Origin of the sequence: Pseudoalteromonas sp. SR43-3, assembly GCF_014163875.1 — a bacterium.
In the GTDB taxonomy this organism is placed as follows: domain Bacteria; phylum Pseudomonadota; class Gammaproteobacteria; order Enterobacterales; family Alteromonadaceae; genus Pseudoalteromonas; species Pseudoalteromonas distincta.
Genome location: NZ_JACJEC010000007.1, coordinates 97,722 through 120,079, shown reverse-complemented (window position 1 = coordinate 120,079; position 22,358 = coordinate 97,722). Strand labels below are relative to the sequence as shown.

Genomic DNA, 22,358 nt, shown 5'->3' with positions numbered 1-22,358 from the left:
GAAGAACTAATGACAGGTTGGATTTATAACAAGAAAATTTTGACTTGGGTCAAGGAAGATAACGAAGACTTGCGTAACTGGCTAGCATGTCACTATGACAGTTATAGTAATTATTTTAAATTTCCAGATGCCACATTAGATAGCTTTATTAGAGATGAAATAAAACGTATAAGTGATAATCAAGATAGTCAAAAAGTTAACCTTGATAAGCTCTATAAAGCATGGAAAAGCTATGAAAGAGGCTTAAAAAATACCTCTAATAAAGTGTGTAAACTTCAGCTGGAGGTGTCTAGATCAGCGCGTGATAAACTAAAGGCGCTTAGTGACGCGGATGAAATATCCCAATCTAAATATATTGAAAAGCTAATAAATTACGCTAGGAAAAATCCTAAGCTGATTTCTAAAGATACAAAAGTACAAGAACCTTACAAACACAAACAGAGAGCTTTTGATGATAGCTCTAATATTAAAGCCATAAGAGAAGACTTATCGACTATTGATGGTAAGATTACTAGGTTGTTGTCTGCTTTGGGAGAGTAGGACGAGCTGAGTTTTTTCGACCGCTTTAGTTATTTTTAAAGATAAATAGCTTTTAGTATACCTATTGGTATTCCTTGGTTTTATTTTTAACGGTATTTTTTGTTATTAATCAGTGGGATGTTGTGCTTTTAAGGCTCCCTCTCCCACCATTATTCTTAGAGCCCAGTTATTAATATCGAAAGGTAACAATAACTGGGTTTTTTAATGCCTTCAGAATGACTAATTATTTACTAAGCAAAGTGTCGATAACATGCCGACAAGTTCATGTTTCTCGATTGGTTTTGAAACGTAACCATCAAATAACCGCCTGTATATTTCTTTTTGTTCTGTAAAAACATTAGCAGTTAATGCAATAACAATTTGTTCGCTATTAAGTGTCTTAATTATTTTACATGCCTGAAGACCATCCATTTTTGGCATTTGAATGTCCATAAAAATAATGTCTGGTTTGTGTAACTCGTATAATGAAATCGCTTCTAAACCATTGTTGGCAATAATAATGGTGGCTTTAGTTGGTTCAAGCATCGCAGCTGCAACAAGCTGATTTATTTTATTATCTTCAGCTAATAAAATAATTTTTCCAGATAGGTCAGGAAGCTCAATATTTTTAGTTATTAATGTGCTGTCATCCACCTGCGCTTGTTTTAATGGTAAGTACACATAAAACTGACTCCCTGAACCTAACTGGCTTGTTACTTTAATTTCGCCATTCATCAGGCCTATTAATGATTTAGTGATGGGTAAGCCAAGGCCCGTACCACCATATTCACGCGTGGTTGATTGCTCAGCTTGTTCAAAGCGCTCAAACAATCGATCAATTGCCTGCTCAGAAATTCCAATTCCGGTGTCTGATATACAACAACATATTTTGTTTTCGTCGGTTAGCCTAAACGTTACTGTAACGCCACCTTGAGATGTAAACTTAATCGCGTTAGATATTAAGTTTAAAAATACCTGCCTGAGTCTAACTGGGTCGCCCACCCAATGCTTGTGCTCAATATCAATCACAAATTTAAGGTAAATGTTTTTATCTGTTGCTTGCACACCTAGGTCTGACTCTAAGTGATGAATAAGTTCAAAAAAATCAAAAGGCTTATGCTCTAATGAGAGCTTGCCGGCCTCTATTTTAGAAAAATCAAGAATATCGTTAATAATGGTGGTGAGAGCTCGAGTTGAATACAGTGATTTTTTTAAATACTCTTTTGATTTTTCATTAAGCGGTTGTTCTTGTAATAGTTGTAATGTGCCAAGTATACCGTTCATCGGGGTTCGTATTTCGTGGCTCATATTTGCTAAAAACTCAGACTTTGCTTGCGATGCTTGCTCAGCAAGTTCTTTTGAGTGACCAAGGGCTTGCTCGTGGTCAATTTGTTCTGTTAAATCGTAAGCAATACCTAAGTAGCCAACGGTGTCTCCTTCGTTATTTAACAACGAAGTGACACTTAAATTAACTTGTATTTGCTCGCCTGTAGAAGAAATGTATGTCCATTGATTAATATCTGGCTCTGTTGCTGTTGCTTTTAAGATAAATACTTCAAAACCAGGGGTGACAGGTTTATTTAATTCAACACTAAGTAGTTTAGCCTTTTTTATAATTTCTTCTTTTAAATGAAATATGCCTGGGTTTTTAATGCCAATAACATCTTGCGCTTTGTAGCCTAATAACTTTTCAGAGGCGGGATTAAATAGAGTGATTAAGCCGCTTGTGTCGGTCGCTATAATTGAATAACTAGCACTGTTTAAAATACTTTGTTGGAGCATGCTCATATCGGCTATTTCTTGCGTACGTTGTTTAACTTCGCTTTCTAGTTTTAAATTTGCTTGCTGCAATGCGAGTTTATTTTTTTTAGCCTGAAGTGTTTTTCTCTTAATTCTTTGGTTTCTTCTAAAAATAAACAATTGCATTAAAAAAACTACAAACATACAGACAACAGTGGCGAAAGAGCCATTAACAATGGCTTGATACCGACTAGGGAGATGAAGGTTGTAAATAAAGGCGTCTGAGGCATCAATGGTAATTTTCCACGTTCTACCCATTAACTTTATAATTTTAGTTAATTGATAATCGTTAGTTTTACTTTTTATGCCATAACTAAAAAAGTCAGTCTCAATATTGTTATTTATATCACTTATCGTTAGTTGATTTTCATCAAGGTGTGAAAGTGAGTCTAAAATTTTATCAATTAACAACGGCGAATATGCCCAACCTAAAAGCTCATTAAGGCGCTGTTTTTTATTATCAGAAATAGTAATGGTTTTATATATTGGCACTAATATTAAAAAGCCTTGTTGCGAGAGTTTATTCGCTTGTACTAAAGTCAGTGGCGCCGTTAATTGGGTTGTATTATTTATGGCAGCATTTAGTGCTGCCTGTTTGCGCATGCTCTCAGATCCAATATCTAATCCAATTGCTTGTAAGTTTTTTTGCTCAGGAAAAATATATTGAATTATAAAATGCTCATCACTAGTCGCTACGAGTGTATTCAAATTAAATGTCTGATCGGGTCTATCGTTTTTTGCATCATTCAAAAATTTATTTAATTGCTCAACGCCAACTTTTTTTATATAGCCAATACCATTAGCTCCAGGGAATTCTTTAGCGTAGTTACGGCTCCCAGAGTAGTTAGTTATGGCTTGATAGTTTAAGTTATTTGCACCTATCCCATGTACAAAGCCCTTTAAACCAAACAGCCCATATTGATACAAATCGAGCCTGCTGTTAATACCTGTAGAAAGCGATGAGAGGCGGTTATCAAGCGCATTGTTTATTGTATTTTTTATGGCTTCTTGGTGTTTAATATGAGCAAAGTAGGTAAGTATAATGCCCGCAACTAATAAAATGACGTGAGGAAGCAGTGAGATTAATAACCCTTTATTAACCGGTCGTGCTTGAATCATTAATTAATCCTTTTTCATGAGTCGCAGTAAGTGTGTTTCTATTTTAATAACGTGATAAATATAGCACCTATTATTCAAGACACAACTTTGTTATTAATTGGAATGTATATATTTTATAGAGGTTTAGAGTAGGGGGAGTCTAAAAAGTTGATTTTAAGCCTCAAGATAAAATTAAAATACATATAAATATGATAATTTATAAATTCTGCATCACTTTATAGATACCAACAAAAGTAGTAGCAAAAGGCGCTGGTTTTTGTGCCTATTGATTTTTAGAAGAAATCAGCTGCTCATAACTTTACTTAGGTAAGTTTAAATCAAGTAAAATTTAATTAATATTATGAGGCTTTTTTAAATAAAATTAGCGACTTAGATACGAGTGAGTAAGAGGTAATCTTTACCAATTTTTACAATTCATCCGAAATAAAACAAACTCTTACTATTTTATAATATAAAAATTAAAACATTATAAATTTATATTGTTCTATATTTACTAGCATGAAAGAAAGGTAATTACTTGAAATGTAATTACCTTATGACATGTTTGCCGTGTAGGTCAAAAAGCATACACATCCCTATGTGCTGCACAGTAAAAACTTCAAAAACAAGGTAACGGAGATAACTATGGCTCACCGAGTATCTAAATTACTTGCGGCAACAGGCGCAGTATTAACATGCATTTCTATTCCTTCGTATGCCGCTGTTAATGGGCTGACAGAACAAGATGAATTTAATTTAAAACTTAGATCAATTTATTTCGACCGTGACTACGATAACGACGCAAGTGACGATTCAACTTTTGCTCAAGGTATAGAGCTCAATTACACATCAGGTTATATAAATGATTTATTGAGTGTGGGTGTATCGACTTACACCGTAATGAATATTAACTCTACAGGTTCAGCCGCAGGTAATATTTTACCAGCAGGTAATGAGAGTGGTGGAGTAGACGATAGCTTTTCTAAATTTGGTCAATATTTTTTAGATTTTAAATTGGGCAAAAACGGTCACGTTAAAGTAGGTGGGCAAAAAACCAAAAGCATGCTTTTAAAAAGCTCAGGCAGCCGTGCTATTCCTAATACTTTTCGAGGTGTTTTTGGCGACTATAAAATCGGCAACACTAAATTATATGGTTACGTATACGACAAATGGAGCCGTCGACATGATGAAAGATGGGAAGACTTTTCTACCGACCAATCGGCACCTGGCGCCATTAGCGTAATTTGGGGCGTAGGTGCTAAGCATAAAAAAGACGACATAACATTAGAGGCTGAATATTTAAATTCGCACAATTATCTAAGTAAAATGGGATTAAAAATCAGTTACGACATTAAACTTGAGCAAAGTAAGTTAACCCTTTCAACTGGCATATTTACCTCACAAGATGATGGTGATTTATTTGTAACAGGCGCAGAGGGCGGTGATTTAGATGATGAGGATGCACCTGATGCTTTAACAGGTTTAACTAAAAGTGAAAACGATGGATTTGCCTATTACTTAGATGCTGATTGGAAAAAAGATATTTGGAGTGTAGGTGCGGCATTTACTAAGGTAAGTGATGCTTGGATTGAAGATAACTTTAGTGGCGATCATGGTACAAACCCATTTCCAACTCGCTCATTGATTGGTGCCGATTTAACAAATCAAAACGAGGCAACGTGGCAGGCACGTTTTGGCATTGATTTAAAAGCAGTATCGCCAGGTTTAACAACAAAGTTTTACTACACAAGCGGTAGCGATGCTGAAAACTCTGCGCTGGGTAAGTTAGCTGGCACAGCTGATGAAAAATATTGGGCTGTAGATACGCGCTATAAAGTTGAGAAAATAAAAGGCTTAAGTTTGCGCTGGTTATTTGTAGATTATACAACCGAAAAATCAGGCAGCGTTGATGGTGTTAAAGGCGACAGAGCCGACCACCGAGTTTATGTAGATTACACTATCAAATTTTAAAATAACGTTTAATAAGCCAATGCAAATTTATACATTGGTTTTATTTCCTTTATTAATTACCACTATGATAAAACTAACAAATAGATAATAAAAATAAAGCTAATATATGTTTTCTCTTCAACAGTGGCAATCGCAGGGCCAATTCACTCATATTTCTGGCCATCAAATATTTACAAAAATAGCTGGTGATATAACTAAGCCTGCGCTGCTTTTAATACATGGCTTTCCAAGTGCTAGCTGGGATTGGGAAGGTATGTGGCAAACACTTAGTGAACATTATTTTGTAATTACGCTCGATATGCTAGGTTTTGGTTTGTCAGATAAACCAATAAACGCTACTTATAAAATTACCGAACAAGCCGACTTATATACCCAATTTTTAAAAACGTTAAATATTAATGACGTACATATTTTAGCTCATGACTATGGCGATACAGTGGCTCAAGAGTTATTAGCAAGGCAAGTAGTTAGCCAAAGTGACTTTAAGATAAACAGCGTGTGTTTTTTAAATGGTGGGTTATTTCCTGAGGTGCATAAACCATTATTTATACAAAAGCTTTTACTTTCAAAGCTAGGTTGGATAGTGCCAAAATTAATGAATAAACAAAAATTTGCCAATAATTTAGTGACTATTTTTAGTAAAAGTACACCGCCCTCAAAACAAGTGGTAGACACACTTTGGGAGTTGCTAATTTATAAAGATGGTTTAGCCGTTATGCCTAAACTCATTAGCTATATAAAGCAGAGGCAGCAAAACCGAGAACGCTGGGTGGGTGCCATCATAAATAGCAATATACCACTTACGTTTATAGCAGGCGCAGAAGATCCTATCTCTGGTAAGCACATGATTGAACATTATAAAAAGCTTATTCCCAATGCGCGCGTACAAGAGTTTGTAGAGCTTGGGCATTATCCGCAAGTAGAAAGTCCAGATGCTATTACGCAGGCTTATTTGGATTTTAGAAATTGCCAATAAAAACGCGGCACTAAATTAAGTGCCGCGTTTATAAATTAATAACTCTGAGTATTTAGGCTTTGAACCTTAATATTTTTTCTTCGGTGCTCTTAATTGTTTTTCAAACTCGTCTGAAAACAATATCGTGCCGTCGTCTTCCTCAGTAGGAAAGGCAGCAATAAGTAAATCATCCTCTTCAAGGCCTGGTGTCCAGCGACTAAACCAATCAGCAAGTGGAATTGCTTTAGCGCTGCAGCCAGCCCATTCGCCAGTTGCCCATGCTTCTGCAAATTCGCGAGTTGGCCAAACTGGTACGCAGTCGTCATCTTCGTTGGCAAGCATAACGCAGCCATCATCGTCGTTTAAAATCCATACTTGTTTAAATTGTTGTACGGTTTCGAACATATAGGCTAGGCGTTTTTTTGCCCCAAGCCCTAAAATTACTGCTTGTTCTTCGCTTAAATTTGGCGTTGTCATAATTAGCTCACTCTTAATTACTATATCTCAATTATATGCACACAAGTATATCGAGTTATATGACAGAGTGTTGAAAAGTTGCTATTTAATTTCAGCAATGCAGATCTAATTTGTATATTGAGCAGTATAAATCACAACTAATTTGAGCGATCATTCAAAATAAGCTTGAATGTTTGTAAAAAGGCCACATTGTAGTAAGCATATACTTAATGAAGGATTGAAAAATGACTACTGATTTACTTGCTCCGTTTAAACTAAATAATACGATTGAGCTTAAAAACCGCGTACTTATGGCGCCATTAACGCGTTGTATGGCTGACGATAACTTAGTGCCAACACAAGATATGGTTGAATATTATGCTCGCCGTGCCGAAACCGGTTTAATTATTAGCGAAGCAACTATTATTCGTCCAGACGCGCAAGGTTACCCAAATACACCAGGTTTATTTACCAGTGAGCAAATTCAAGGTTGGAAAAAAGTAACTGATGCAGTGCACGCTAATGGCGGCAAAATGTTTGCACAGCTTTGGCATGTTGGCCGTGTTGCACATCCTCACTTTTTTGATGGCGATGTACTGGCACCATCGGCAATTGGCGTTGAAGGCTCTGTACCTCGTATGCGTGAGCTTACATATATCACACCAAAAGCAGCGACTATAGATGACATTAAGGGCCTAGTAGCTGATTACGCAAAAGCGGCAGAAAATGCGATTGAAGCGGGTTTTGACGGGGTAGAAATTCACGGTGCTAACGGGTATTTGATTGACCAGTTTTTACATTACGCTGCAAATACGCGCAGCGACGAATACGGTCAAACGCCTGAAAATATGTCGCGTTTTGCATTAGAAGTAACCGATGCAGTTATTGCCGCTGTAGGTAATGAGCGTACTGCTTTACGTGTTACACCGGGTGCTTATTTTAATATGAGCGAAGATAACCGTGATAAAGCGGTATTTGATTACTTATTACCAGAGCTTGAGAAGAGAGATTTAGCATATTTACACGGCGGTATTTTTGACGACAGTTCAACGTTTGATTCGCTTGAAGGTAAAACGACGTCTGAATTTTTACGTGCAGGCTACAAAGGTACATTAGTAGGCGTAGGCAGCTATACTTTTGAGTCAGCAAAAGAGGCAATTAACGATGCTAAGTTTGATTTAATCGCTATTGGTCGCCCACTTATCGCAAACCCAGATTACATTAGCAAAATTGCAAACGGTGAAGAGTTAGTACCTTACAGCGATGAAATGCTAGCTGAATTAAAGTAACAGCTAAGTATTATATTTAGTGATTAAGGCACCTTAAGCTAAACCTTTGGGTGTCTTTTTTTGTACATATTCTCGCCATAAATCTTCCATATTTGTTTAACCTTTATGTAAATAAAGTTCATCCTCGTTGTCATATTTAAAATTCATACTGTCCGCGTTTTCATATTTCATAATTAAAACTAAACGGGACAACAATGTACGCTTTAAAAAACAAATCGCTATTGAGCATGGCAGTTGCTATGGCGGTATCAACATCTACTTATGCTAACGACAACACCATAGAAGAAGTAACCGTGGTTGCTAAACCAACTAGCTACGCTAACAATGTTATTGAGCCTGCAATGCTTGAGCAACAAAGTTCGGTATCGAGCATATTATCGGTTATTGATAATTTACCAGGGATTAGCATAAACGAAGGTGATGCATTTGGTGGCGACGATTGGTCTACTACAATCACTATGCGTGGTTTTAGTATTGATGGAAACCAACAACAATTAGGTATGACCGTTGATGGCATTCCCAATGGTGGCTCTAATTACGGCGGTGGTGCTAAAGCTAACCGTTACTTGGAGAGCGAAAATTTAGCAACAGTAGAAGTAGGTCAAGGTACGTCTGATATTAAGTCGGCTTCACTTGAAGCACTAGGCGGGACATTTAACTTTGTAAGTAAAGACCCAAGCCTTGAAAAAGGCACTACCTTTGCTTATACATCAGGCAGCCACGATGCCACGCGTTATTATATTAAACACGAAACAGGCACTGTTTTTAATAACACACAAGCGTACGTAAGTTACTCGCAAACAGATACAAGCCGCTGGATTGGTTCAGGCAGTAATGGGGGCAAAGACAACCAACACGCTGAGCTTAAGTTTGTATCTAATTTTGACGATTTAACGCTCACTGGTCGTTTATCTTACGATGATGTAAGCGAGACAAACTATAACAGCGTAAGCCTTGAGCAGTTTGAACAAACACCCGATTGGGATCAGCTAACATGGAATTGGACGGGAGTTCCGCACTTTGACCAAATGTTTGCAGAAGGTTGGGGAACGCTTCGTGAAAATACCTTAGGCTATTTAAAATTTGAATACGCGATTTCAGCAACTTCATTATTAACTGTTAGCCCTTATTATCATAAAAATTCAGGTCGCGGCGATTGGATCCCACCTTATTTAACAACGCCTGTTGATGAAAATGGCGACCCAACAACTGAGGGTGGCACTAATGCAGGCTCTTATGGTTTTGCTGATAGTGAAGGCAACCCGCTTGCACCCAATGCCGATTGTACGCAAAGTTTGAGCTGGCCATGGGAGTCGGGTCCTGGTTTAAATCCTGCGTGTTACGATGCAACAGCAACGCCGGTTATGTCTTACCGCCATACGCATTACAACAAAGATCGTTTAGGTGTAACGGCAAATTACCAAGCTACATTTGGTGATCACGATATAGAAGCGGGCTTTTGGTATGAGCAAAGTGAGCGTGATGAATCGCGTGATTGGCACAAAGTAATTGACGCGCGTATTTATCATCACTTTGATAGCACGCCTTACTGGACACAATACAAAAACACTTTTGATACCGATACATTCAAATGGTACTTACAAGACTCGATTAATTTTGGTGACTTAACATTAAATATTGGTGCAAAACAGTATTTAGTTGAATTACAAAAGTATGACCACTTTGCTAACGAAAGATCAGATAAAGTAGATAGCGACTCAGACGTGTTATTTAGCGGTGGCGTATTGTATCAACTAAATAACAGCACAGAATTATTTGCTAGTTACAGCGAGAATTTTTCAGCAATAAAAGACGGTGTGCTTGAGCGAGATAGCTCAACACTTACAAACATAGAGCCAGAAACTGCCGACAACATCGACTTTGGTGTACGTTACCAAGCCGACAGATTAACCCTTACAGCAACGGCTTACAGTGTTAAGTTTGATAACCGCATTACCTTTATTGCCCCTGGTAGTGGCACAGACGGCATTGATTACACCATTGGTACGAATGGCTCGTACGTAAATGTAGGGGGTATTGACTCAAATGGGCTTGAGCTTGCAGCAAGCTATATGTTAACACCAAGCTGGAGCGTGTACTCGTCGTATACTAATAGCAGTTCTGAGTATTCATCCGATGATCCAAATGCATACGATTCACAGGGTGTAATATTAAGAGATGAAAGTGGTAATGAGGTAGCACCGAGCTTTAGAAAAGGCGACAGCATAATAGATTCATCAGAAGATTTATTTGTGGTATCTACCGATTACTTTAGCGATGGCTTTCGTGTTGGTTTATCCGCTAAATACACCGGTGAGCGCTTAGGTGCATGGCAAGACGAAGACAATCGCACGCGTAATAAAGTAGACGGCTACACCGTACTTGATTTTAATGCAGGTTATTCAACTGACGTAGATGCAGGTCCGTTTAAAGCCATTGACGTATCGTTTGTTGTTTATAACGTTACTGACAAAAGCTACTTAGCAGGTGGTACTGGTAACGGCGCTACTTATTACATTGGCGCGCCACGCACCGCAGCAGTTACATTTACCGCTGACTTTTAATTAAGTTTTAGTAATTGAATTAAAATAAAGCCCATCATTGATGGGCTTTATTATATGAAAAGGCGCAAACGCGATGAAAACAATTATAAAAGTAACACTATTTAGCTTAAGTGTATTAGCGAGTAACTTTGCAACAGCAGCGCAAAATGTAGTGCTGGTAACGCTTGATGGAGTACGCTGGCAAGAAGTATTTTATGGGGCTGATAATAGCTTAATTAATAATACTGATTTTGTTAAAAAGCCAGAGCAATTAAAGACCCAGTTTTGGGCAAAAACAGCAAATGAGCGCCAGCAATTACTAATGCCTTTTTTAACGCAAGTAGTGGCTAAAAAAGGGATTATAATTGGCGATAGAGCTAACGGCTCTACTATGTCGGTAAGTAACCCGTGGTATTTTTCATACCCTGGTTATAACGAAATACTCACCGGTGAAGTTGACGAAAATATAAATAGTAATAACAAAGTGCTCAACCCAAATAAAACTATTTTAGAGCGTTTAGATAAGTTACCTGAGTTTAAAGATAGCATAGCCTTATTTGGTAGTTGGGATGTATTCCCATACATTGTAAATACTAAGCGCAGTAACGTGTATGTAAATGCAGGTTTTATGTCAATTGAAGAGAATTTATTCACAGATGCGCCACTGTTAAATGCGCTACAAAACGAAATCCCCAGTCCTTGGTATAACGTACGACTAGACAGTTTTACATATCGCTTTGCTAAAGCGTATATGTTGGCTAAAAAGCCTAAGTTGTTAGTGATAAGTTTAGGTGAAACCGATGACTTTGCGCATGATGGTCATTACGATCAATACCTTAAATCGGCAAGGCAAAGTGACGCGTTTATAAAAGACTTATGGGCAACCATTCAAACTACAGCGGGTTATAAAAATAACACCACACTAATTATTACTACTGATCACGGCCGTGGCAATAATGCCAACGATTGGCAACATCACAGCTCTAAACGTGCACTTGCTGAGCTAGAGTTAGGTGAAAATACCTACCCAGAAGGAATTGTCGGCTCTGAACATATTTGGCTTGCGGCCATTGGTCCTGCAATAAAAGGTAGTGGCTTAATTAAAACTAAAAATGAGCTTAAACAAGCGCAAATAGCGGCGACCGTTTTAAAGGCGCTTGGGCAGAACCCAAATGAAATAAATTCAAATATGGCGCCTGCTATTAGCGAGATTTTAAAATGAAGAACCTATTAAAACCATTAACCCTATTTGCCTTGGTGTTGAGTTTGGTTATTAGTACAGGTGTTACTGCCGCGCCATCTAAAATTCTATTTGGTTCGTGTGGGCATCAAGATAAAAAGATACCCATATTTAATGCAATTAACAAAGAGAAAGGCGATTTGTTTATATTTTTGGGTGACAATATCTACGGCGATACCAACGATATGGATGTACTTGCCGATAAGTACCAACGTTTAGGGGCAAAGCCTGGTTTTAAAACGTTAAAAGCGCAAACGCCTATTATTGCTATGTGGGATGACCACGATTATGGCCAAAACGATGCAGGTAAAGAGTATCCGCATAAAGAGCAATCACGCCAAATTATGCTTAATTTTTGGGATGAACCTGTAAACTCAGCGCGTCGCACTCGCCCTGATGGAATTTATACCTCGTACATATATGGTGAAAATGAGCAAACCATACAAGTAATAATGCCTGATTTACGTTGGAACCGTGATGCGCTAAACCATGTAGGTGAGCTTGAATACTACACTAAGCGCAAACTTAATAACCAAGGCCCGTATAGTCCCAGTGAAGTGAAGGGCGCATCAATGCTAGGTGAAGCGCAGTGGCAATGGCTTGAGCAAGAGCTTAAAAAGCCCGCAGCAGTAAAGCTAATTGCCTCAAGCTTACAGCTTTTACCCGATTTTACAGGTTGGGAGTCATGGGCAAACTTTCCTGATGATAGAAACCGTTTATTTGCATTGATTAAAAAGCATAAAGTAAATGGGGTAGTGATTATAAGCGGTGACACACACTGGGGTGAAATATCTAAGTATCAGCAAAACCTTGATTACCCATTAATTGAGATGACCAGCTCTGGCTTAACTGAAAAGTGGAAAGACGTAAGCCCTAACAAACACCGAGTAGGGAATTTTACCCATAACGTAAATTATGGTGATTTAAGCATAGACTGGCAGCAAATTGATCCCACTATTTCACTTAAATTAAAAGGCATTGATGGCGAAGTAATAATGCAAAGTGACTTTAGTTTATCAAGTATTAGCCCTTATAAATAACATTACTCTATAAACAAAAACGCGCAGTGATCAAAATTAATGCTGTGCGTTTAAATTACTTGCTAACTCTCTGATTTATTAATATCAATTACTTGTTTGCGCTACCCCTAATATTGAAAATATCTTACACTGGTTTTATCTCAAGCAAGGTCAGTGTTATATGCTAAATATTATTCAATCAAACCGGATGGAAGCCCTGCAAGCGCAGTTCCACCAGCTGTTAAAAATAAACCCATTGCAAAGCCCGTTCGACAAAGAAGTGGTGCTAGTGCAATCGCCGGGTATGTCGCAGTGGTTAAAAATAGGTTTGAGCGAAAACTTAGGGGTTGCAGCGCAGGTAGATTTTCCGCTGCCGTCGAGTTTTATTTGGCAGTTGTATCAGCAATTACTGCCAAATGTTCCTAAAGAGTCGGCATTTAATAAGCCCAACCTTGCTTGGAAACTGTTTGCAATTTTACCAACCTGCATTGATGAACCGCTTTATTTGCCGCTAAAAACCTATTTAGAGGGCGATATTGACGGGCAAAAAACCTTTGCGCTGTGCGAAAAAATAGCCGATGTGTACGACCAATATTTAATGTACCGACCGCACTGGATAGCCACATGGGATAGCGGCAAAGATGAGCTTGATGACGTAGATGTAGCCATTGCCCCATGGCAACCTGACTTATGGCGACGCATTGTAAAACTAAGCCAAGACCTTGGGCAAAGCCAATTTCATCGCGCTAATATGCAAGGGCAGTTACTTGCAGCCCTTGAGACTATGGATAATAGCATACTGCCCCAACGCATTAGCTTATTTGGTATATCGGCGATTGCCAGCTCCCAGCTAGACGTATTTGAAGCGCTGAGTAAAAAAACAGAGGTTATATTATTCTTTTTTAACCCAAGTGAGCACTACTGGGGCGATATCATAGATGAAAAAACAGCAGCTAAAATAAGCGCTAAATACGCTAAAATGCCGCTGGTGGAAGCGCAACAAAAAAAACAAACCAATCCAGATGAAGAATACTACTTTATTGGTAATCCGTTGTTATCGTCGTGGGGTAAATTAGGCCGCGACTATTTTGAACAACTTGTACAGTTAGATGCCCGTTGGATTGATGGTTTTATTGATGTGTTTGACGACACCTTACTAGGGCAAGTACAAAGCGAGATTTATCAGCTTGCGTTTAAAGGTGAATCACTGACCGATAACAAAGAGTGGTTCATAAACGACGAAGGTAAATTACCAATCAGCGCAACCGACACCAGTATTACGCTCAGCGATTGCCATACACCGCTCAGAGAAGTTGAGCGCTTGCACGACTACTTACTTAACTTATTTAATCAAAACCCAACGCTTACTCCCAAAGACATAATTGTCATGATGCCCGATGTAGGCACTTACAGCCCCTACATTGAAGCCGTTTTTGGCGGGGCACAAGGCAGCCGTTTTATTCCGTACGCATTGGCCGATTTAGCCATAGAGCAAGAAAAGCCTGTCCTTAGTTCATTTGCGAGTTTAGCTAACTTACCGTTTTCGCGCTTTGGTGTGTCGGATATTCTCGATTTATTACAAGTGACGCAAATAGCCGAAAAGTTTGGGCTTGAAGCGCACGAATACGAGCAAATTCAATATTGGCTTGAACGTGTAGGGGTAAAATGGGGTATAAACGCAGCGCATAAAAGCAGCTTTGATTTACCCGCTATCGATTTAAATACCTGGCAACATGGGCTCAACCGTTTACTGCTTGGTATAGCCATGCGCGACGAACAATGCCCGTTTAACGGTATTTACAGCGCTGATGAAGTAGAAGGCATGGCGCTTGATACACTTAACAAGCTCGTGCATTTTATTGATGTACTGCAAAGCTTTAAAGAGCAGCTAACGCCCGATGATACGCTCACTAATAAAGCGCATATTTTAAGCGAGCTATTAAACGCCATATACGAAAGTGAAAGCGACGACAGCTGGGATTTATTAGTACTTCAAAACGTGCTCGAAGAGTTACAAAAACACCACGACAACGGCGATTACAGTAAAGCAGTTTCGCAGCGTATTGTTAGTTACTTAGTTAAACAAGGCATTCAAGAAAAAGGCGTAGGGCAGCGGTTTTTGGTTGGGCAAGTAAACTTTTGTACGCTTATGCCCATGCGCGCCGTACCATTTAAAGTGGTATGCATGCTGGGCTTAAACGATGCTGACTACCCGCGTAACGTACAGCCTATTGGTTTTGACTTAGTGCCTTATTCTAAAAAGCAAAAAGGTGACCGATCACGTAAATTAGATGACCGCTACTTATTTTTAGAAGCGCTACTGAGTGCCCGCGACAACTTATACATGAGTTACATTGGTCGCTCGTGTTTTGATAACCAACCGCGCATGCCATCAACCCTTGTAAGCGAGCTGTTAGAATATATTGGGCGTAGTTTTGTATTAAGCGAAAAGAGTGAAAAAACGCTGCCCGCATATCTAATTAATCAGCAGCATTTACAGCCCTTTAATAGCCATTACTATTTAGCCGATGAGCAAGCAAATACTGTGCTGAGCAACCACAGTTACAATCCAATTTGGCTGCCAAGTGAGTCAATTAAAGCAGAGCCAGTTATTGCGCTTGATGTGACTGTGCCAGATCAGCTAGATCTTGATGTGTTTATTAGAAGTGTGTGCAGCGCACAAGAGAGCTTTTATCAACAAACATTGGGCTTACGCCTGCCACAATTTAACGAAGTAGCAAAAGACGAAGAACCCTTTAGCCTAGATGCGCTGCGCCGTTATTTTTACCTTGATGAAATACTTAAAGCCAATATAAACGAGCAACCCCTAAGTACCGAGCAAATACTGCAGCGGGGTGAGTTACCTCAAGCCAATGTAGGCAGTCTCATATTTGAGAGTATGGAGCACCGAGTTGACGCGCTTGCAGGGCAAGTAAAAGAGCACATTAAAGGCGGGAAAAGTGAGCCAATAGAAGTTTTGCTTACCATTGAAGGCACTAAAATAGAGGGCTGGCTCAATCATGTGTATTTGCAAAAACAAGTGTTTTACCGCAGTGCGAGTATTAAAGCGAAAGATTTAATTAAAGGCTTTATTTATCACCTCGCAGCGCAAAGTATGGATCAACAAGTAGAAACATTGTTACTTGGGCTTGATAAGCAAATTACCTTTGCGCCAATAAATAAAGCTGATGCCGATGCATTGTTACTTGATTGGTTTGAGTTATACAAAGCGCTGCGCGCGGAGCCTGTGCCGTTCTTTCCGGTAAGTGGTTATGAATACGTTAAAAGCGGCGGCGATATAACAAAAGCAATGAGCAAATTTAGCCCGCAATACATAGGGCGAGGCGAGGGCGAAAACCCGTATATTCGCTTAACGGTGCAATCGCTAAACGACTGCCAAGAAGAATTTATAAAATGGAGTGATAAATTGCTCACGCCTTTATTTGAACACGCAAAGGAGAGTGGCCATGCAAGCGCTTAATCCTCTTACTATGCCGCTCATTGGTCAAAGTTTAATAGAAGCCAGTGCGGGTACTGGTAAAACTTATACAATTACGGGGCTGTATTTACGTTACTTACTAGGTATGCAAATAGAAGGTGAGTTAAATACGCCGCTCAGTGTTGAGCAAATTTTGGTAGTAACCTTTACCGACGCTGCCACTCAAGAAATTAAAGACCGCGTACGTAGCCGAATTATTGCTGCGCGCGACGCATTGCTTGGGCAAGACCCAAACGACGAACTCATTGAAGGCGTAATTGCCAAAATTGATGATAAGCACCGCGCGTTTGATTTGCTCGATGCAGCTGCTAAATCAATGGACGAAGCCGCTATTTTTACTATTCATGGCTTTTGTCAGCGGATGCTAAAACAACATGCGTTTGAGTCGGGAGTGGCGTTTAATCTCGAATTTATTTTAGATGAGCGCGACATACTGCTCGAAACCATTAAAGATTTTTGGCGTGCGTTTGTATACCCACTTAATAAAGAACGCACCGATGCTATTTTAGATGTATTTGCCGCACCAGAGTCTTTATTCGCTCAAGTGGCGAGCATTTTAAACAAAGCTAATGCGCACATTACGCCACAAATAAATTTAGATGATGTATGGAAAGCCCGTGACGAGTACATAACCCTTGTGCCTGCATTTAAAAAAGCGGTGTTAGAGCAAGAGTTTATCGGTGCTATTAAAAGCTCGGGTTTAAGCGGGTCTAAAACGCCAGCACGAAAAGGCAGCCTTGGTGCGCTTGAAGCATTTTGTTTAGGCGGCGATTTGTTTTTTGAATTTGGCACTAGCAAGTATTCGTTTGAAGTGTGGAGTACAGAAAACTTAAGCGATGTGAACAATTATAAAAAAAATCAGCCATTATTTGTGCATCCATTACTGAGTCAGTTTGACGAGCTTGCCGCCCTTAATAACACCATAAACCAAGGGCTCAAAATAGCCGTTGTACAACATGCAGCACGCTGGGTAAAAGCCGCAATAGTGAAGCGCAAGCAAGAGCAAAGCGTTATCACCCCAGATGACTTATTGACTAATTTACACAGTGCGCTTAATAACGAGCAAGGCGACGTACTAGCGCAAAAAATTGCGCAGTTGTTTCCGGTTGCCATGATTGATGAATTCCAAGATACCGATCCGATTCAGTACGGTATTTTTAGTAAAATTTATGGGCAACAAAATACCACGCTTGCCATGATAGGTGACCCCAAGCAGGCTATTTATGGCTTTAGGGGCGCAGATATTTTTACATACATTGGCGCAAAAGAAGCTGTACAGATTGATCAGCAATTTACGCTGGGTACTAACTTTCGCTCAAGCACCGATATAGTAAATAGCGTTAATAGTTTATTTGGCAAACACGCTAATAGCTTTATTTATAACGACGCCATACCGTTTAACGCAGTGGCTGCTAAAGGTAAAAAAGCGGATGACTCTTTTTTAATTGATGGCAAACCCGCTACCGCATTCGAATTTAATGTATTTGTAGATGAAGCCGCCGATGAAAAAAACAAACCAACTAACAAAGGTGTAGGGCAAGCGCATTTAGCCACTCACTTTGCGAATAAAATAGTGACCCTGCTTGAAAAAGCAAAACAGGGGGACGCGTGTATTGGCAATAACCCTGTAAGCGCTGCCGATATTTGTATATTAGTGCGCGACCGTGTTGAAGCGCAAATAATGAAAAAAGCGCTAGATGATGCCAAAATTTCCAGCGTGTATTTATCGCGCGAGAGCGTTTTTAGCCAAGAGCTTAGCCATCACCTACTTAACTTTTTAACAGCGCTGCATGGTCAATATGACGAGTCATTGCTGCGCGGTGTTTTAGCTGGCCCGTTATTTTGTTTAAGTTATAACGAAATACATGCACTCGCTGATGATGAAAATAAATGGCAAGACTACTTAAACTTTTTTGCACAACTTAGCCACATTTGGAACAAGCAAGGCGCTATGGCAATGCTTGAGCGCTTAATGAGCCATAACCAGCTTAGCGCTAAATGGCAAGGGTTAGGATATAACGTTGAGCGTTGGCTGACGGACTTTAGGCACTTGGGCGAAATACTTCAGCAAAAACAAATAGAGCTTGAAGGCACGCTGCGTTTACTGCGATGGTTTGCACAAAAGGTAAGCCAACAAGACGGTGAAACAGTACAGGTACGCCTAGAAAGTGACGCCAACTTAGTTAAAATTGTCACTATGCATGCCTCAAAAGGGCTTGAATACCCTTTGGTATTTATGCCGTTTGCCAGTGGCTATCGCGAAACAAAAGAAGCGCTTTATCATAATAATGGCAAGCTAGTTTACGATTTAAGTAAAGACGAAGATGCCCTTCAAAAAGCAGAACAAGAACGCCTAGCTGAAGATTTACGCCTGCTTTATGTAGCACTTACTCGCGCCGTACATTTTTGTGCGCTTGGTGTTTATAACATAGGGCAAGGACAAAGTAGCCGCTTGGCTATGCAAAGTAGTGCACTTGGGCATGTTTTATTTGCAGGGCTTGAACTTGCCAGTAGCCAAACATGGCGCAAGCATTTAAGTGAGTTTTGCGACGCTAACAGCGCGATGAGCTATCAGCAATTTACCTCACAAACATTATTAGAGCAGGGAACACTTTGTTTTAATAACAGTGAAAGTGCGCAGCAAACGTTAAGTGTTAATAAAGTAACAGCAAATATTGAACGTAACTGGCGAGCAACCAGCTTTAGTGCGTTGAGCTTTAAAAAGCACAGCGACCAATTAGCCCCAGGGCGAAGTGATGAAGATCACGAAAAAGACGAGTTTGCAGTGCAAGAGGACGAACTACCATCACCTTATAGTTTTCCTAAAGGGGCAAAGCCTGGTAGCTGTTTACACGAAATATTTGAACAAATAGATTTTACTAGCCCAATAGTTCACCCAACTAATACCGAGCAAAACTTATCTGAAGTAGTTAAGCGCAGCCTTGAAAAGTACCACATAGGTGATCAATGGCGAGAAGTGGCTGAAAAGTGGGTACTTGATGTTCTTGCGTGCCCCCTAGATAACAGTTCTTTAGAAAAAAGCCTTCTTTCATTGGGTGTGCTTACACCCAAAGATTGCCTAGTCGAAATGGAATTTAATTTACCTCTTGAGAGCTTAAGTGCACCAAAGCTAAACGAAATGCTGGTTAAACATTTTGGTTTTACACAAAGTAAGCTTGAGTTTTCGCACGTAAAGGGCTTGTTAAAAGGCTTTGTCGATTTAATATTTTGCTACCAAGGCAAATATTATATTTTAGATTATAAGTCTAATTATTTAGGTAGCACGCCAGCTGATTACGAGAGCGATATGCTTGAGCAAGCGATGAGCAGTCATCAGTATCATTTACAGTATTTAATCTACACGGTAGCGCTGCATCGTTTATTAAAACAACGTATAGCTGATTACTCAATAGAAACTCATTTAGGCGGCGTGTATTACACGTTTTTACGTGGGATGCCGGCAGGGCAAGGCGTGTACTTTAAAAAGCTAACTGAAGAACAAGTGATTATTTTAGATGGCTTATTTAGCCAAGGAGCCATGCTATGAGCGATTTAAATGAGCAACCTGGCTTGTTTGACGATATAGACGAGACACTTAATAATGAAGCCGTAGAGCCTCTTACTTCAAAAAATGTAGCACAAGATGTCCCATTAGAGGACATTGTGTTAAATAATACTATTATCGAAGTCCCGTTACTTGAGTATTTATTAGCACAAAACCGACTACGTGTGGTTGATGTTAAACTCGCTGAATTACTGTGTGCTAATGACATTGAGCAACCTCATAATGAACTGTTTTATATTATTTTATTACTGTGCTTATCGCAGCAAAGTCAGCATAGCTGCCTAACTTTAAATGAGGTTGACTGGAGCAATCCTTTTAACTTGCGCAACAGTGACTTTAATAAACTAGATGGCAATGTACCCAGTACGCTAAGCCCGTTTAGTGATGACTTTAATGTACATACAGCGCTCAGTTATTTGCAAAACCATGAAAGCGTGGGCGAAAATAAACCACTGCAACTGTTTAAAGAGCGACTTTATTTTGCGCGCCTTGCCGGTTATGAGCAAACACTCGCAGATAGACTATTAAGCATGAGCGAGCGAAAGCTCAATATTAATAATGAAATATTGGCAGAACTTTTAAATACCTATTTTCCTGCTGATTCTGCAATTGAAACTGATTGGCAAAAAGTGGCGTGTGCGATTGCTGCCTCCAAAGGCTTTAGCGTGATCACGGGTGGTCCAGGTACCGGTAAAACTACCACAGTGACTAAGTTGTTGGCTATTTTGCAGTCACTTTATAAAACCGCGCCGCTTAGCATTAAGCTGGTGGCCCCTACAGGTAAAGCCGCTACACGTTTAAGTGAGTCTATTTTAGGCGCTAAAAATAAGCTCACAACGATTCCTGATGATATAAAAACGCTGATACCGCAAAACGCTCAAACTATTCATCGCTTATTAGGCGTAAAACCGTTTACTAATAAATTCAGACATAACAAAAGCAATCCACTGCATTTAGATGTGCTGATTATTGACGAAGCCAGTATGGTCGATTTATCGCTGATGGCTAAATTAATAGAAGCACTGCCTGCGCATGCGAGATTAATACTCCTAGGTGACAAAGACCAGCTGGCCTCGGTAGATACTGGCAGCGTAATGAGCGATTTATGCCAAGGTTTAACACTTGGGCAAACGCCACGCTACTCGCAAGCACGTTGTGATGAGCTAAATAGCTTATGTTTTAATAATGAGCCTAAGCTCGTAGCGCCAAGCGTGAGTGAATTTAAACTCGCAGATTGCGTTGCCTTTTTACAGCACAGTTATCGATTTGATGCACAAAGCGGCATTGGTCAACTCGCACTTGCGGTAAACACAAATAACACCGGTATTTTAAATTACGTTGAGCAAGAAAGTACCGAAGGGCGTTTTAACGATGTAATTTTAGATTACGACTTTGTAGCGAAACCAATTGAAAAGCTTGTTAAAAGTGCAGCAAGTCATTATGCAAAATACCTTAACTTAATTGCCCAAGGTGCAGATGTTGCACAGGTGCATGCTGCTTTTGCTAGTTATCAGCTTTTAGCTGCGGTACGAGAGGGCGATTACGGCGTGCATAGCTTAAATCAGCGAATAGAGCGCGTATTGCAACAGCAAGGTTTAATAACAGTTAGCCCTAATACTCATCATTATACAGGCATGCCCATTATGGTGAGCCAAAACGATTACCAGCTTAAGTTATTTAACGGCGATATTGGTATTTTAATGCCCGATGAAAGCAATCAGCTCAAAGCCATATTTATTGACGAGCAAGGTAATCAACGAGCATTTTCGCCAGCACGACTCCCTGCACACGATAAAGTATACGTAATGACTATTCATAAATCACAAGGTTCAGAGTTTAGTTACACCGCTATGGTACTGCCACCGCTAAAACAAGCGCGCATGGGTATTAACAGGCAATTAGTGTATACGGGAATAACCCGCGCTAAAAATAAGTTTGAGCTGGTGGCTGACAAAAAAGTACTGCAACTAGCAATGAATAAAAGCGTATCAAGAGCATCTGGTTTATATGAAAGGTTACAATTTTAAGCTTAATTTGAATTTTTTATTAATAATTTAGCTTCAAACTGCTTGTTATTTATCGCGTTATTATAAATGTCTTCTATACTAAAGTTAATTTTATATTGAATGTATTCGGGCGTGTTGATCTTTGGTGGGTGAATTTGCAGTAGTGTGTTTGGTTTTTAGCCAAGGCAGAGCCTATGTAGTGTGGTATTCCCCATAAATAGGCGATAACGTAGTATAAATACCAAACATACGCTGCCCTTTGGGTTCTTTCTAGGGACGATTAAATCTTTGTTGCCTACATGGATGTAGGTAAGGGGCGTGAGCAGGACGCGGAAGCTTTGCTCGGTTTTTACTTATTCTTACATGGATGTAAGCCATTAGAATAACGCAGGAGCAGT

At 39.6% G+C, this 22,358-nt stretch carries 12 protein-coding genes; 10 read left to right on the top strand and 2 right to left on the bottom strand.

All coding sequences use genetic code 11. The features are described 5' to 3' along the window. The first annotated feature begins 9 nt into the window (after positions 1-9). Entirely contained in the window at positions 10-540 is a 531-nt protein-coding gene (locus H5088_RS10865) for a hypothetical protein (protein ID WP_182752851.1), read from the top strand. A 219-nt stretch (positions 541-759) separates the two neighbouring features. Here the strand turns inward: H5088_RS10865 and H5088_RS10860 are convergent, their stop codons facing one another. Continuing rightward, on the bottom strand, positions 760-3,438 hold the full coding sequence (locus H5088_RS10860; RefSeq protein ID WP_182752850.1) for a CHASE domain-containing protein: 2,679 nt from the start codon (positions 3,436-3,438) through the stop codon (positions 760-762). A gap of 624 nt (positions 3,439-4,062) precedes the next feature. Between H5088_RS10860 and H5088_RS10855 the strand changes: the two genes are divergently transcribed. Both H5088_RS10855 and H5088_RS10850 read left to right on the top strand, forming a co-directional pair. After that, complete coding sequence (locus H5088_RS10855; protein WP_182752849.1) at positions 4,063-5,388, top strand: OprD family outer membrane porin; 1,326 nt, start codon at positions 4,063-4,065, stop codon at positions 5,386-5,388. A 106-nt stretch (positions 5,389-5,494) separates the two neighbouring features. Further along, positions 5,495-6,364, top strand: coding sequence for an alpha/beta fold hydrolase (locus H5088_RS10850; protein WP_182752848.1), 870 nt, complete (start codon positions 5,495-5,497; stop codon positions 6,362-6,364). A 66-nt stretch (positions 6,365-6,430) separates the two neighbouring features. Here H5088_RS10850 and H5088_RS10845 read toward each other — a convergent pair whose 3' ends face one another. Further along, on the bottom strand, positions 6,431-6,820 hold the full coding sequence (locus tag H5088_RS10845) for a DUF2750 domain-containing protein (RefSeq protein ID WP_024595957.1): 390 nt from the start codon (positions 6,818-6,820) through the stop codon (positions 6,431-6,433). A gap of 224 nt (positions 6,821-7,044) precedes the next feature. Between H5088_RS10845 and H5088_RS10840 the strand changes: the two genes are divergently transcribed. The 7 genes from H5088_RS10840 (at position 7,045) to recD (ending at position 21,981) form a co-directional block, all read left to right on the top strand. Continuing rightward, complete coding sequence (locus H5088_RS10840) at positions 7,045-8,088, top strand: alkene reductase (RefSeq protein WP_182752847.1); 1,044 nt, start codon at positions 7,045-7,047, stop codon at positions 8,086-8,088. A 194-nt stretch (positions 8,089-8,282) separates the two neighbouring features. Beyond that, positions 8,283-10,652 (top strand): TonB-dependent receptor domain-containing protein, encoded by a 2,370-nt coding sequence (locus H5088_RS10835; protein ID WP_182752846.1) that lies wholly within the window; start codon positions 8,283-8,285, stop codon positions 10,650-10,652. 73 nt (positions 10,653-10,725) lie between these two features. Continuing rightward, positions 10,726-11,853, top strand: coding sequence for an alkaline phosphatase family protein (locus H5088_RS10830; protein WP_182752845.1), 1,128 nt, complete (start codon positions 10,726-10,728; stop codon positions 11,851-11,853). After that, positions 11,850-12,911: an alkaline phosphatase D family protein gene (locus H5088_RS10825; protein ID WP_182752844.1), complete on the top strand. Its 1,062-nt coding sequence runs from the start codon at positions 11,850-11,852 to the stop codon at positions 12,909-12,911. Before H5088_RS10830 ends, H5088_RS10825 begins: the two co-directional genes overlap by 4 nt. Positions 12,912-13,071: 160 nt before the next feature. After that, positions 13,072-16,371 (top strand): exodeoxyribonuclease V subunit gamma, encoded by a 3,300-nt coding sequence (gene recC, locus H5088_RS10820; protein WP_182752843.1) that lies wholly within the window; start codon positions 13,072-13,074, stop codon positions 16,369-16,371. Further along, positions 16,358-19,936 carry an exodeoxyribonuclease V subunit beta gene (gene recB, locus H5088_RS10815; protein ID WP_182752842.1) on the top strand — a complete coding sequence of 1,193 codons (3,579 nt, stop codon included), beginning with the start codon at positions 16,358-16,360 and terminating at the stop codon, positions 19,934-19,936. The genes recC and recB overlap by 14 nt, the downstream gene beginning before the upstream one ends. Next, on the top strand, positions 19,933-21,981 hold the full coding sequence (gene recD, locus H5088_RS10810; protein WP_182752841.1) for an exodeoxyribonuclease V subunit alpha: 2,049 nt from the start codon (positions 19,933-19,935) through the stop codon (positions 21,979-21,981). Before recB ends, recD begins: the two co-directional genes overlap by 4 nt. Positions 21,982-22,358: the final 377 nt, after the last annotated feature.

Bases quoted from the DNA above. Each gene is read 5' to 3' on its own strand.
- H5088_RS10830 (WP_182752845.1), top strand. From the start codon at position 10,726: ATGAAAACAATTATAAAAGTAACACTATTTAGCTTAAGTGTATTAGCG.
- recB (WP_182752842.1), top strand. From the start codon at position 16,358: ATGCAAGCGCTTAATCCTCTTACTATGCCGCTCATTGGTCAAAGTTTA.
- H5088_RS10845 (WP_024595957.1), bottom strand. From the start codon at position 6,820: ATGACAACGCCAAATTTAAGCGAAGAACAAGCAGTAATTTTAGGGCTT.
- H5088_RS10860 (WP_182752850.1), bottom strand. From the start codon at position 3,438: ATGATTCAAGCACGACCGGTTAATAAAGGGTTATTAATCTCACTGCTT.
- H5088_RS10850 (WP_182752848.1), top strand. From the start codon at position 5,495: ATGTTTTCTCTTCAACAGTGGCAATCGCAGGGCCAATTCACTCATATT.
- recD (WP_182752841.1), top strand. From the start codon at position 19,933: ATGAGCGATTTAAATGAGCAACCTGGCTTGTTTGACGATATAGACGAG.
- H5088_RS10840 (WP_182752847.1), top strand. From the start codon at position 7,045: ATGACTACTGATTTACTTGCTCCGTTTAAACTAAATAATACGATTGAG.
- H5088_RS10855 (WP_182752849.1), top strand. From the start codon at position 4,063: ATGGCTCACCGAGTATCTAAATTACTTGCGGCAACAGGCGCAGTATTA.
- recC (WP_182752843.1), top strand. From the start codon at position 13,072: ATGCTAAATATTATTCAATCAAACCGGATGGAAGCCCTGCAAGCGCAG.
- H5088_RS10825 (WP_182752844.1), top strand. From the start codon at position 11,850: ATGAAGAACCTATTAAAACCATTAACCCTATTTGCCTTGGTGTTGAGT.
- H5088_RS10865 (WP_182752851.1), top strand. From the start codon at position 10: ATGACAGGTTGGATTTATAACAAGAAAATTTTGACTTGGGTCAAGGAA.
- H5088_RS10835 (WP_182752846.1), top strand. From the start codon at position 8,283: ATGTACGCTTTAAAAAACAAATCGCTATTGAGCATGGCAGTTGCTATG.